The sequence below is a fragment of the Taylorella asinigenitalis MCE3 genome (genome assembly GCF_000226625.1).
Classification (GTDB): Bacteria; Pseudomonadota; Gammaproteobacteria; order Burkholderiales; family Burkholderiaceae_B; genus Taylorella; species Taylorella asinigenitalis.
In genome coordinates this window covers 510155-522590 of sequence record NC_016043.1, presented here as the reverse complement: position 1 = coordinate 522590, position 12436 = coordinate 510155, and the positions used below count along the sequence as shown (strand labels likewise).

Genomic DNA, 12436 nt, shown 5'->3' with positions numbered 1-12436 from the left:
AATTTTAACTTATTTTAGATTCTCTTAGCAGACAGAACACCTGGTACATTGTTTGTTAAATTTGCGAGTGCTTTATTCAATTGATCGCCCGTCATAATTTCAAGAGTCAATGTGATATATGCATACGATTCTCTATTTCTAGAATTTACAGCAATAACATTAACCTTTTGTTTAGCTAATACATCAGAAATATCGCGAATAAGTCCCGTGCGATCCATTGCATGCACCTGAATATCCACAGGATAAACAGAATTTTGAGTATCACCCCAACTAACGTCAATCACTCGCTCTGGGTGTTTTGCACGAAGTTCATCAAAAGCCGAACAGGATAATCTATGAATGGTTACCCCTCTGCCTCGAGTTACATAGCCCCCTATATCATCAGGTGGTGCAGGATGACAACATCTTGCAAGCTGAGTCATAAGTGAATCCACACCCACAACTAATACACCACTCTTTCCAGTAACCGTAGTACTATTACTGCGTGATCTTTTAGTGACTGATTCTACCTCATCCTCTACAGAGTCCTTAGTTTCAACGTTTTCCTGAAATGCATTTGCCAATGCTTTTACACTAAATTCATCCTTGCCTATTGCTAAAAATAAATCATCTGGACGTGAGAATCCGAGGCTTTGAGCGAGCGTTTCTAAATTAACCGCTGTCTTACCTAATCTTTGAAGCTCTTTTTCTACTAAAGCCTGACCGTTATTGATTTTCTCTTGCAATGCAATCGCATTAAACCATAAACGAACTTTTGCTCTTGCACGAGGACTTTTTAAATACCCTAGCTCAGGATTTAACCAGTCTCGAGAAGGCCCTCCAGACTTAGCCGTAATGATTTCAACTGTTTGTCCAGTTTGAAGAGGTGTGTTCAGAGATACAAGCTGCCCATCAACACGTGCACCCCTACATCTGTGACCTAAATCAGTGTGAAGTAAATATGCAAAATCAACTGGAGTGCTTCCCTCTGGCAATTCAAGCAATTTCGATTGAGGTGTCATAACATAGATGCGTTTTTGATCTATGCCATCGGCCTTATCTTCTTTTTTTGGTGCAGTAGGTACAGAAGAAGCTGCAGAAGCAGTAGCTGAGGCCTCCTCAATCCCTACTTCTTTACGCCATGCAAGAAGTTGACGCATCCAAGATATCTGACGATCATACAAACTCGAAGCACTAACAGTACCGCCTTTCGCACCCGCCTCCTTATAACGCCAATGTGCTGCCATCCCATATTCTGCAAATTCATGCATTTTTTGAGTGCGAATTTGTACTTCAAATACAGCTCCATTATCGTCGCGCACAACAGTATGCAAGGACCTATATCCGTTAGGTTTTGGTCTGGCAATGTAGTCGTCAAATTGCTCCATTACTGGATGATAGTTCGAATGTACATATGACAAAGTGGTATAGCAATCTCGTTCATTTTGAACAATAACTCTAATAGCAAGCAAGTCATATAAGTCTTCAAATTTAAGAGACTTATTTTTCATCTTGTTATAGATGCTAAAAATATGTTTTGCCCTACCCGAAACATCAGATTGAATGCCCTGAGCATCTAAGGAATTTTTAATCTTTGAGATAAAGTCTCTAATAAGCTGCTCTCTTTCAGCCCTAGTAGCCTCAAGTCTATTTGCAATTTCTCTATAGGTTTCAGGGTTTTCAAATCTAAATGAAAGATCTTCTAGCTCCCACTTAATCTGCCATATACCTAGACGATTAGCTAATGGTGCATAAAGAGTACGATTTTGCTGCAAAAACTCTGGTGGACATACTAACTTAGAATCAACAAACCAACGCAATGTTTGTAATCGTGAAGCTAATCTAATCAAAACAATACGCAAATCCGTAGCCATCGCTAAAAGCATCTTGCGTAGCAATTCCTGCTGATATAACTCTTGTTGAGCAGTAGGCAAGCTCGCTTGATGAGCGACGATTCCGACGCGTTTAAGAGTTTGAGCACCCTCAACAAGATCAAAAATTTCCTCACCAAATTTATCCATTATTTTGGTTTTAAATTTGGCTTGTTCAGTAATATGGTCTGAGTCGGGAGCTGCAACAACTAAAACACTGGAAGCTAATGTGTGTACGTCAAGCTGAAGGAGAGATAGAATATCAATCATCCCCTTTGCGTGATGCAAACTACCTTCCTGACTTCTTAATTTTCTATCTTGTAAATAAGGTAATGCGAAATTAAAAACCTCATTTAGAAAATCACACTCATTGTTTGTGAAATCCTCAAATACAGTTTTCTGCCATGCTTCATTAAATAAATCATCACCACCAATTATGGGATGTTTCATTAATCATTAATCCTTAATTTCAAATTGAGTAGGAGCCTTGCTTTTAAGAAGATGATCTCCTGCCTCTAGTTCTTGATTTCTAGGCAAATCGAAAACATATCTTAAATAATTTAAATACTCTGGATCCACACTCATAGTTTTATTCGGTTCATCGCTAACTTTAACTACGGGCTGACCATTACATCTGACCATCTTCATAACAATTTGAAGAGGTTTGACTCCCATATCATTTGTTAAATTTGTACCAATACCAAATGATGTTTTAACGCGTCCAACAAACCTTCTGGCAATGTTTAAGGCTAAATCAAATGTAAGACTATCCGAAAACACAAGAGTTTTAGTCCTAGGGTCAACACGATTTTTCTTATAGTGCTCAATCATCCTTTCGCCCCATTCATAAGGATCTCCAGAATCATGACGAGCTCCATCAAATAGCTTGCAGAAATACATATCAAAGTCACGCAAAAATGCATTTAACCCATATACGTCAGACAATGCAATACCTAAGTCTCCCCGGTACTCTTTAGCCCATGTCTCAAGAGCAAATACCTGTGAGTCTCTAAGGCGTGGTCCTAGAGCCTGACATGCTTGCAAGAATTCATGAGCCATCGTACCCAAAGGTTTAGTTTTATGTTTTTTAGCCAATAAAACATTACTAGTACCAACAAATTGTTTTGGAAGCTGTTCAACCAAAGTTTTAACGACCTCATCATGCCATTCAGCTGAAAATCTGCGTCTGCTGCCATAGTCAGCAAATACAAAATCAGGCAATTCTGTAGCAGTCTTCACTTGATTAATTTTTGCGTGAAGACGTTTTCTACCTTCAGTTTTATATAAATCTGGATAGTTATGGCTGAAATATAGCTCATTAACTATAGATAGGACAGGCACCTCAAATAAAATAGTATGCAACCACGACCCTTTGGCAATGATTTGTATTCCTCCGTTATCGTCGTCGCTAGCCTGAATATGTATTCGATTTCTAGGCATATGGAATAGACCAAGAAATTCGATAAAGTCTGGTTTTATAAACCTAAAACTTCCCATATACTGAAGTTCTTCTTCAGTAAATTGTAGAGAGCAAAGATAATCAACCTCTTCTTGAATTTTTGGAATTAGAGGCTGTAAATCTACTCCTTCAGTTCTGCACTTAAAGTGATACTCCGCTTGTGCACTAGGAAATTGGTGCAAAACGGCTTGCATCATACTAAATTTATATAGGTCTGTATCAAGAAGTGATTTAATAATCATGATTGCTCTTCAATTAATCTTTTATAAACCCTATCAATCCAATTGCCTTTCTAGGGCTTTGATTTAAATGGGTTAAAATCAAATGTAAATTTATATATTACATCAAAATAATTAGAATTTTTATTTGGATTAACCATGACTCACGTAGTTAGCGACAACTGCATCCGTTGCAAATATACCGATTGCGTTGACGTATGCCCTGTAGACTGTTTTAAAGCAGGTCCTAATTTCTTAGTAATTGACCCTGATGAATGTATCGACTGTGCTGTCTGTGTACCAGAATGTCCAGCTGATGCTATTTTTGCTGAGGAAGACTTGCCTAGTGATCAGCAGCACTTTATAAAAATTAATGCTGAATTGACACCTCTTTTTGAGCCAATCAGCAGATCTGTTGACCCTCTTCCTGATGCTGAGGAGTGGAATGGCAAACCTAATAAGCTTGAGTACCTTATTAAGCCCTAGTCTTTAATATGAGCTCCTCAGAAAGCAATTACCATAAAGTAACAATTAACAAAGTAACTAAGTGGGTGGATGGAAAGCTGCATTCATTCATCACAAATAGACCTAGTGAATTTGAATTTAAAGCAGGACAATTTGCTCGATTAGGTTTACCAGTTGGACATGGAGTAGAGCCCACTATCTGGAGAGGCTTTTCAATGGTTAACCCAGAGGAAGCCGATTATTTAGAGTTCTACGCAACACTGGTGCCTACAGGAGAATTTAGTCCGAAATTATTTGCACTGGATGAAGGCGAGAGCATTGCCATACACAAAGTTCCTTTTGGATTTTTGACTTTAGATAATTTTCCAAACGGCGGTAAAACCTTATGGCTTTTTGCGACAGGCACGGGCTTATCCGCATTTTTGTCTATATTGCAAACTCAAAAAACGTGGGAATTATTTTCAAATGTTGTTCTGTGCCATGGAGTGCGGACTGCTGCGGAACTAAGCTATGAGGACTTATTGCTTGGATTATCGCAAAAGTATTTGCATCGCTTTACATATTTGCCACTTCCTACGCGTGAATCTGAGTTTGTACATCCATGGTCAGGGGCTGTGATGCCTTCTTCGAGAATTACTAAATTAATCGAAGACGGTGATTTGGTGCGACTTTCAGGATTGGATATTAATTCGGAAGACTCTTGCATTATGCTTTGCGGAAATCCTGAAATGCTAAGCGAGGCCCGTGCGTTGCTTAAAGAGCGAGGATTTGCGACTGGCCGCAGAGGTGCAATCGGTAATCTTGCGGTTGAAAAATATTGGTAGAAGTGGATGAACACACTTTCTGAAGAAAGGCTTGTAGAGGCGATTGACGGGGCATTGCCACAAACACAATGCACGCAATGCGGCTATGCGGGCTGTCTTGCATACTCAAAAGCTATTGTTTACGAAGGTGCGGATATTAATCGCTGTCCGCCTGGGGGTGATGCTGTAGTAGCGAAACTTGCGAATTTAGTGGCAGGTAGTGTCGTCAAACCAGTGGACCCAGGGTGTGGTGAAACTAAGCCTCTGCACAAAGCATGTATTATCGAAGAGCATTGCATTGGTTGCACAAAATGCATACAAGTGTGCCCTGTGGATGCGATTCTTGGTGCAAATAAATGGATGCATACCGTCATTAGCGATTTTTGCACAGGATGCGAGTTGTGCGTTTTGGCTTGTCCCGTAGATTGCATCGAGATGAAATTGAGTCCAGAGCCATGGAGTGAGAGCGACGCGAGCATTGCCAGAGAGAGATTTCATGCACGAAATGCAAGACTCGAGGACGATAAAATTTTAGAACAAAAGCGGCTTGAGGCTTTGTCAGAGAGCCATTCTTCAGATAGCAAAGCATCTATTATGGATGCTTTGAATAAAGCTCGGGAGCGTCGGGCAAGAAAATGAATAAACATAAACGTGAGCAAATTTTCGAGCGCTTTTATGAAGCGAATCCATATCCGCAAACCGAACTTCACTACACGAACAATTTTCAGCTCTTGATATCTGTGATATTGTCAGCACAGGCAACGGACCGCTCTGTGAACTATGCGACGGCCGATCTTTGGAATCATATTTTCACACCACAACAGCTGCTTGACCTAGGATATGAGCAGTTTGAGCAGAAGATTAAAAGCATAGGGCTTTATAAGACTAAGGCGAAAAATGTATTTCGTACATGCGAGGATTTAGTACTTAAGTTCGGTGGCAATGTTCCCTCGTCTCGAGAGGCTCTTGAATCATTAGCCGGTGTTGGTCGCAAAACAGCGAATGTTGTGCTGAATGTGGGATTTGGACAGAGTACGATGGCTGTAGATACGCATATATTTAGAGTGGCGAATCGCACGGGCATAGCCAAAGGGAAAAATGTGTTGGAGGTGGAGAAGGCTTTAATGCGACATGTGCCGCGAAGATTTGCACGAGACTCGCATCATTGGCTAATCCTGCATGGGAGATATGTGTGTCAGGCCCGTAGACCTAGGTGTGAGCAATGTATGATAGCGGATTTATGTGAATACGAGGATAAAATTTCCGCAACAACTAGAAAATAAGTCCCATATAAATTTAAGGTTTAATCGACTTTCAAACCATATTCATCAATTAATTCTTTGGGCATAGAATTTCTCAAATTCCTTTTTGTATTCTCACACAAATCAACTTTGGCTAACCACAACCATGCAGAATCAATATCCCCCGCCATGCAAGCTTCAAAGGATTCAGATAAATTTAAAATTTTACCCCTAGGATCCTGTTTCAAGTAGTTTTGCCTTTCTTCTTCCGTAAGATAACTTTTTGGGGTTTTGGTCATTTTTGGTCCTCTATTTAAAATCAAATTAATGATAATTCATAAAGTTTAAGTAGTGAATACGAGGATAAAAAAAGCCACCCCAACGGGTGACTCTTTTTTAAGATTTTTTTCCAAATCCAAGATAGCTTTCAATTACCTTAGGATCATTTAATAGCTCACTGCTTGGTCCATGATGACTTACCTCACCCATCTCCAACACATAAGCATAATCGGAAACTTTCAAAGCAGATCGAGCATTTTGTTCAACCAACAAAATAGAAACCCCCATTGCTTTTAATCGCTTAACGATTTCAAAAACCTCACGAACCACTAAAGGTGCGAGGCCCAAAGATGGTTCATCCAACATAAGCAAAGTAGGATTCGACATGAGGGCCCGTCCCACGGCGAGCATTTGACGCTCTCCACCTGACAATGTTCCAGCCAATTGTTTTCGTCTCTCTTTTAGGCGAGGAAAAAGTTCATACACTCTCTCAAGTGATTTTCTAAATTCAGGATCTCTATTTAAAAACCTTCTAAATCCACCAAGCAAAAGATTATCTTCTACTTCCATGCTTGCAAAAAGCTCACGCTTTTCAGGAACCAAACTGATACCAGCAAGCATGCGGTGCTCGGTTTTATCATGAGATATATCCTCACCTTTATAAAAAATCTGTCCCTCACTTTTTCCATTATTAGGCAATAAGCCCATAATCGAATTTAGCAATGTAGATTTACCCGCACCATTTGCCCCAATCACTGAAACGACCTGCCCTTTATCAAGACTTAAATCGATATTATTAAGAGCACTAACTTTACCGTAGGATGTAGAGAGATTTTTTATTTCTAATAATTTATTCATCGTCTGACACCCCAAGATAAGCTTGAATCACGGCTGGATTAGATTGAATTTCCTCTGGTGTTCCTTCAGCAATTTTCGTGCCAAAATCCATAACAACCAAATTCGTAGTTAAATTCATCACAAAATCCATATCGTGTTCAACGAGAAGAATACTCACGCCTTCATCTCGCAAATCTGACAGTACTTTAGAGAGCTGCTGTTTTTCCATATAACGCAAACCTGCCGCCACTTCATCTAAAAGCAGCAATGATGGGTCAAGAGCAAGAGCACGTGCAATTTCCACAATGCGCTGCTTACCCAATGGAAGACTGCCTGCTTGCTCGTGTAGGTAATCGCCTAAACCAACGCGTTCGCATTGGTATTTAGCCTCTTTGAGAAGCTGAGATTCCTTACCGCGTTCTAAATGGAAAATACTGCTAATAATTGAGGAAGGTGCTCGCAGATGGGCTCCCAGAGCTACGTTTTCTAGCACCGACATACCAGGCAAAAGCTGCACATGTTGGAAAGTACGTCCAATTCCAAGAGTTGCAATTTTGCGTGCCGAAGCTCCTGTTATATCCTTACCGCGGAAAATCACTTTTCCTGATGTAAGTGGCAATACTCCCGTAATCAAATTAAATGTCGTACTTTTCCCAGCTCCATTTGGTCCTATCAAACCAATAATTTCACCAGAACCAACCTTAAAACTAACATCATTTACAGCAACTAAGCCACCGAAAGTTTTACGAAGATTTTGAGCTTCTAAAATTACTTCACCAACAGGTGGTTTAGGTCTTTTCGATAAATCTTCAGTACCATCCTTAATTTCTAATTCATGTGAAGGTACAGTTTTTTGCCCAAGTAAACGATAAAATTTCTCAAGCATGATTGGCCACAATCCACCGCGTGCATAATGCAAAATCAATATCATCATTATGCCAAATACAATAATCTCAACGTTTACTCGCTCATCCACAAACAAAGGTGCATAAGCCTGTATTTGATCGCGTAAGATAATAACTAAAGCCGCACCGACTACAGCACCCCAAATACTTACTGAGCCGCCAATAACAGCCATAAATAAATATTCGATACCATAATTTAAGCTAAATGCACTCGGACTTATTGCCCTCTGTTCATGTGCATATAACCAACCTGCAAGCGCTGCAAAGAATGCCGCATACACAAAAGCAACCATGCGATATGACTGAGTGTTAATACCAAATGACTCAGCCATGGATGCACCATGCTTAAGCGAACATATAGCCCTACCGTTTCTAGAATTAAGTAAATTAATGCTCAGTAAAATTCCTGCAAATACGCAAAACCATATTAGATAAAACATATCTCTTGCTTTGAGGAAACTAAAACCAAACAATGATATAGGCTGTATGCCTGGGATACCATCATGACGGCCTAGAAACTCCATATTGCCAAAGAGGTAGAAGAAAACCAAGCTTAAAGCAATCGTACTTAATCCTAAAAAGTGACCTGAGAGCCTTAAAGTAAGTTGCCCTAAAATAAAAGCAATTACGCAAGAAAGTAGAAGCCCGCAAACTAAGCCTACCCAAGGTGAAAACCCCAAAGCTGTACTTAAATAAGCAGACGTATAAGCACCAATTCCTACAAATGCAGCCTGACCAAATGAGGTCATGCCCCCTATGCCCGTGAGAATAATAAGGCCCAAAGCCACTAGAGATGCAATACCAATTGTATTTAGCTGATTAATCCAGAATTCAGGAGTTGCTGGTATAAGTGGAAGCGATATAAGGATAGCTCCAAATATAGCGACGAATATCTTATACATTATTCGTCCTCCTCATGATGTGTAGTCGTTAATGAGCGAATCAGTAAAACTGGCAATATTAACGTAAACACTATCACTTCTTTGTAATCGGAAGCCCAAAATGTTGTAAATGACTCGATTATCGCAACACCAATTGCACTAAATGCGGCTATTGGATAGCTAACAAGTCCTCCAATAATGGCACCCACAAACCCTTTCAGACCAATGATAAATCCTGTCTCATATGTAATTTGAATAAATGACACAAGCATAATTCCTGCCAACGCACCGACAAATGCGGTTAGCAAGAATGTTAAGTGACCAGAAATAGAAGTACTTATCCCAACTAATTGAGCACCTCTTCTATTTACAGCTGTTGCTCTTAGAGCCTTACCGATAAGCGTATAACCAAAGAGCAGCCATAATCCTAATATCGTAAGGAATGTCAAACCTATTACTAATAATTTTTGGTATGACCAAGGAAGACCGAATAATTCAATTTCGCCATCAAAGAAAGGTTCTTGAACCAACCACCCTTCAGCTCCAAACACGATTAAGCCAGTGCCAACCATAGCAAAATGAAGAGCAATTGAAATGATCAACAAATTCAAAACGCTATAAGAAGCTACAGGTTCGAAAACTAATCTATAAATCATAGGGCCTAAAGGCACAACAATAATTAGTGCTAGTAAAGCTTTTACCCATAAATTTGGTTGCGTTTCAAGGACAAGAGGCACTCCAAACATGACTGCAAAAGGTAGCAAAATAAAGTATATAAAGGCCCAAAGTAACGACATCACATGCCGTCCTCGAAAACGATTGATTAATTCTTTGATAAATATGATGGTGCCTAAAACTGGCAATAGATAGATGGTGCCAGGGGTATGTCCATGTGCCATGAGTGCAAAACTCAGTGCACCGTAGGAAACAAACTCACCCTGACAAATTAAAATGACTCTGGTTACTGCAAATACAAGCACCAACGACACAGCCATCAATGCATATATCACACCCGTAACAAGACCATCTTGGAGTAGTACTTTGGCTATCATCCAATCCATGGATATCTCTCAATTTTTTGTATAACTTTTTATTTTAACAAGTCAGGCCTATTTTAATTACTCTTACATATCAATTTATTCGAGAAGATCAGGTTGTAAAACCCACTTCCCATCTTTAACTTTAACGATAACGCGAGATCGCTCATCTAAGCCTGTGTGATCCTCTGGAGACATATCAAATACTCCTTGAGAAGCTACAACATTTTTAGATTGTTCGATAGCATCACGCAAAGCCACTCTAAACTCTTCACTGCCAGGTTTTACACCTGATTCGAGCACTTTTTTAGTAGCTGATTCAACCAAAGTTGCAGCATCAAATAAAAAAGCCCCAAAAGCATTAGTAGAACCTTCTCCAAACTTCGCATCATAGAGTTTTCTATATTCTAATCCTATTTTTTTGGAAGGGTGATCATCGTTAAGCTGTTCAGAAACGACCACTGGACCAATAGGTAGGATTACATCTTCACATGCAGAAGGGCAAACTCTTAGAAAATCTCCATTTCCAGATCCATGAGTGTGGAATATAAGTCCCTTAAAGCCCCTAGATCGAAGTTCTCTATTTGGCAATGCCCCAGGTGTCCCCGATGTAGCTACTAACACCGCATCAGGTTTCTTTCCTAGAATTTTAAGTACCTGCCCAGTGACACTTGTATCCTTGCGAGCAAAACTCTCGTTAGCCACGACATTAATATCAGTTCCTTCAAGTGCGGCTTTCATCTCCTTAGCCCAGCTTTCACCATAAGCATCTGCAAATCCGATAATTGCAAGATTTTTTACTTTAAGTTTTTGCATAGCTGTTTTAAGAGCTTGAGCCATTAGTGCATCATTTTGAGCTGTTTTAAAAGCCCATTTTTTTGCACCTTCTTGCGGAGTTACAACTATGATATTACCGTTCATGCTAACCATAGGGGTTTTAGTCTCTGCTGCTACCTCAACCATAGCCAATGATGCTGCTGTAACCGAGCTACCAATGATAGCGTCGATATGATTTTCAGAGATAAGCTTACGCATATTTTTCACTGCAGTAGCTGTATCACCCGCATCATCGTAAACAATATAGTTCACAGGTATTCCATTAATCTCTTTATTCAAAATTTCCACAGTATTTTTTTGTGGAATACCAAGAGATGCAGCTGGTCCAGTCGCAGATACAGTTACCCCAATATTAATGGCATTTTGTGCCATCAAAGATGTTGATAACATAAGAGCAGAGGAAGCCAGCAAGTTATTTAGAATGACTTTTTTTAATATCATCAAGATTCCTTACTTTAGTAGGTCGGGTCTATAAACCCACTTGTTGTCTTTAATTTCAACAAGTACTCTAGATCTATCATCAATGCCTGAGTGATTTTCAGGAGTCATATTGAACACACTTTGAGTCGTAACGACTTCTGTAACGTTCTCTAGTGCATCTCTTAATGCGACTCTGAATTCCTCGCTGCTAGGTTTAATGCCTTTTTTCAACACTTCGCTAATACCGGCCTTAGCTAGAATTGCTGCATCATAGATATATGCCCCGAAAGCATTTGCCGAACCTTTACCGAATTTTTGCTCATAGGGCTCAATATAAGATAATGCAACTGCTTTTGTTGGATTAGAATCTTCAATTTGATCTGCAATTACAACTGGACCAATTGGAAGAATCACACCTTCACATGATGTAGAACATACTCTTAACAAATCTCCATTTGCCGATCCATGAGTGTGGTAGATTATGCCCTTGAAGCCGCGAGTTCTTAGCTCTCTAGTTGGCAATGCTCCTGGCGTTCCAGAAGTTGCTACTAAAACTGCATCTGGTTTTTTAGATAGAATCTTTAATACTTGACCAGAAACACTAGTGTCTTTACGTGCGAAGCTCTCGTTTGCGACTATTTCAACGTCACTATCTTTTAGAACACCTTGCATTTCTCGAGCCCATAATTGACCATATGCATCGTTAAATCCAATGATGGCTAATTTTTTTACGTTTTGTTTTTTAATCGCATCGTAAATAGCTTTAGCCATAATTTCATCGGTTTGAGCTGCTTCAAATACCCATTTTTTGTCTTCATCCATAGGTACTACAGTGTTTTTATTTCCTGTAAATCCAATCAATGGAGTTTTAGTTTCGTGAGCCACTTCAGACATAGCAAGTGTAGGTGCAGTAACTAAACTACCAAACATAATATCGATTTTGTTTTCGGAGATTAGTTTTCTCATATTTTTCACTGCGGTCGCAGTCTCACCGCCGTCATCCAAAAACGTAAACTTCACAGGCACACCTTCTATCTCTTTATATAACACTTCAAGAGTATTCTTTTGTGGTATGCCTAAAGATGCAGCTGGACCAGTAGCTGGAACAGTTACACCAATATTAATTACTTCTTGTGCTAATAATGACGCAGAAGCTGCCATCAAAGCAATGGCAGAAATTGAATTTTTTAAGTTCATTAAATTC

General features: G+C 39.6%; 12 protein-coding genes. 4 read left to right on the top strand and 8 right to left on the bottom strand.

Translation table 11 applies throughout. From position 1 onward, the window contains the following. Positions 1-14: 14 nt before the first annotated feature. Both TASI_RS02565 and pncB read right to left on the bottom strand, forming a co-directional pair. Entirely contained in the window at positions 15-2300 is a 2286-nt protein-coding gene (locus TASI_RS02565; RefSeq protein ID WP_014111199.1) for a RelA/SpoT family protein, read from the bottom strand. Between the two features lie 6 nt (positions 2301-2306). Continuing rightward, positions 2307-3551 carry a nicotinate phosphoribosyltransferase gene (gene pncB / locus TASI_RS02560; protein WP_014111198.1) on the bottom strand — a complete coding sequence of 415 codons (1245 nt, stop codon included), beginning with the start codon at positions 3549-3551 and terminating at the stop codon, positions 2307-2309. A 135-nt stretch (positions 3552-3686) separates the two neighbouring features. Here pncB and fdxA point away from each other — a divergent pair, with 135 nt between their 5' ends. The 4 genes from fdxA to nth are packed head-to-tail and all read left to right on the top strand — an operon-like array spanning position 3687 to position 6078. Next, entirely contained in the window at positions 3687-4013 is a 327-nt protein-coding gene (fdxA, locus tag TASI_RS02555) for a ferredoxin FdxA (RefSeq protein ID WP_014111197.1), read from the top strand. Positions 4014-4021: 8 nt separating this feature from the next. Further along, positions 4022-4816, top strand: a complete 795-nt coding sequence (locus TASI_RS02550) for a ferredoxin--NADP reductase (protein WP_014111196.1) — start codon at positions 4022-4024, stop codon at positions 4814-4816. A 6-nt stretch (positions 4817-4822) separates the two neighbouring features. Then, a complete protein-coding gene (locus TASI_RS02545) occupies positions 4823-5434 on the top strand; it encodes an RnfABCDGE type electron transport complex subunit B (protein WP_014111195.1) in 612 nt (203 codons plus the stop codon). Beyond that, entirely contained in the window at positions 5431-6078 is a 648-nt protein-coding gene (gene nth, locus TASI_RS02540) for an endonuclease III (protein WP_014111194.1), read from the top strand. The genes TASI_RS02545 and nth overlap by 4 nt, the downstream gene beginning before the upstream one ends. A gap of 20 nt (positions 6079-6098) precedes the next feature. Here the strand turns inward: nth and TASI_RS02535 are convergent, their stop codons facing one another. The 6 genes from TASI_RS02535 to TASI_RS02510 form a co-directional block, all read right to left on the bottom strand. Continuing rightward, positions 6099-6335, bottom strand: a complete 237-nt coding sequence (locus TASI_RS02535) for a hypothetical protein (RefSeq protein ID WP_014111193.1) — start codon at positions 6333-6335, stop codon at positions 6099-6101. A gap of 97 nt (positions 6336-6432) precedes the next feature. Next, a complete protein-coding gene (locus TASI_RS02530; RefSeq protein ID WP_014111192.1) occupies positions 6433-7173 on the bottom strand; it encodes an ABC transporter ATP-binding protein in 741 nt (246 codons plus the stop codon). Continuing rightward, entirely contained in the window at positions 7166-8959 is a 1794-nt protein-coding gene (locus TASI_RS02525; RefSeq protein ID WP_014111191.1) for a branched-chain amino acid ABC transporter ATP-binding protein/permease, read from the bottom strand. The genes TASI_RS02530 and TASI_RS02525 overlap by 8 nt, the downstream gene beginning before the upstream one ends. Further along, on the bottom strand, positions 8959-9999 hold the full coding sequence (locus tag TASI_RS02520) for a branched-chain amino acid ABC transporter permease (protein WP_014111190.1): 1041 nt from the start codon (positions 9997-9999) through the stop codon (positions 8959-8961). The genes TASI_RS02525 and TASI_RS02520 overlap by 1 nt, the downstream gene beginning before the upstream one ends. 75 nt (positions 10000-10074) lie before the next feature. Continuing rightward, positions 10075-11202: an ABC transporter substrate-binding protein gene (locus TASI_RS02515; RefSeq protein ID WP_420804477.1), complete on the bottom strand. Its 1128-nt coding sequence runs from the start codon at positions 11200-11202 to the stop codon at positions 10075-10077. A gap of 60 nt (positions 11203-11262) precedes the next feature. Next, entirely contained in the window at positions 11263-12429 is a 1167-nt protein-coding gene (locus TASI_RS02510; RefSeq protein ID WP_014111188.1) for an ABC transporter substrate-binding protein, read from the bottom strand. Positions 12430-12436 lie beyond the last annotated feature (7 nt).